Source organism: Cognatundibacterium rugosum, assembly GCF_014284365.1.
In the GTDB taxonomy this organism is placed as follows: Bacteria; Pseudomonadota; Gammaproteobacteria; order Burkholderiales; family Burkholderiaceae_D; genus Undibacterium; species Undibacterium rugosum.
Window position 1 is genome coordinate 1 of record NZ_JACOGG010000047.1, and the last position, 1086, is coordinate 1086.

The following is a 1086-nucleotide window of genomic DNA, read 5'->3' on the forward strand; positions in this document are numbered from 1 at the left end:
TGCTGTTGACTTCGTCTTCGCCGTCACCATCGTTGCCGATTGCCATTGCCATTTTGTTCTCTTTCAGTATGTCCGGTCGGGGAGACTGGGCTGTGGAAATTTTTAAACTTTGAAGTTTTAAACCTTTAAACCTTTGAACCTTAAAACCTTTAAACACAGAGACACAGAGACACGGAGAAAGGCTTGAGAGAGGGACTGAATGATCAGACTATGCTCTTCGCTTTGCTTTGCTTCGCTTTTCTCTGCTTTCCTCTGTGTCTCCGTGTCTCTGTGTTAAACAGGTTTTAATGCTTTTCAGGTTTTAAACATTTAAACCTTTGAACATTAAACCATTAAACACTGAGACACAGAGACACGGAGAAAGGCGTAAGAGCGATACTGAATAATCAGACTATGCTCTTCGCTTTGCTTTGCTTCGCTTTTCTCTGCTTTTCCTCTGTGTCTCCGTGTCTCTGTGTTAAACAGGTTTTAATGCTTTTAGGTCTTAACGCTTTTCAGAACATTCCTACCACGCAGCCTGCCCCGTTGACCGGGTTGGACCTTATGCTTTTTTCGCGACTTTGCTCATGTTGCCGGACAGGACAACGGAGTGCAGGTCTGCTGCGAACGCGCGGACTTCTTCCATCGCGCTCTTGTTGCGGCGAACCAGGAAGTTGTAGCCCAACACCGCTGGAACCGCGACGGCCAGACCAATCGCGGTCATGATCAGCGCTTCACCCACAGGACCCGCTACTTTGTCGATCGATGCCTGGCCGGACATACCGATCGCTGTCAGCGCGTGGTAAATACCCCATACGGTACCGAACAGACCAACGAATGGTGCTGTCGAACCGACTGTCGCCAGGAAGGCCAGACCGTCTTGCAGGCGGCTTTGTACTTTGTCGACTGCGCGCTGGATGGACATGGAGACCCAGGTGTTCAGGTCGATTTGTTCCAGCAGGGCGCCTTCATGGTGCTCTGTGGCTTTGATGCCGGAGTCAGCGATGAAGCGGAATGGGCTGCCTTCTTTGAGGGAAGCTGCACCTGCTTGTACCGAGGCAGATTTCCAGAATTTAGCGCGGGCATCTGTTGCCTGGCCAGACAGTT

The 1086-nt window shown here is 50.6% G+C and carries 1 protein-coding gene; it reads right to left on the reverse strand.

Annotated features, from left to right (window positions below):
- Positions 1 to 541: 541 nt before the first annotated feature.
- The coding region (locus H8K47_RS17955) for a MotA/TolQ/ExbB proton channel family protein (protein ID WP_186882721.1) at positions 542 to 1086 on the reverse strand (545 nt) is incomplete at its 5' end.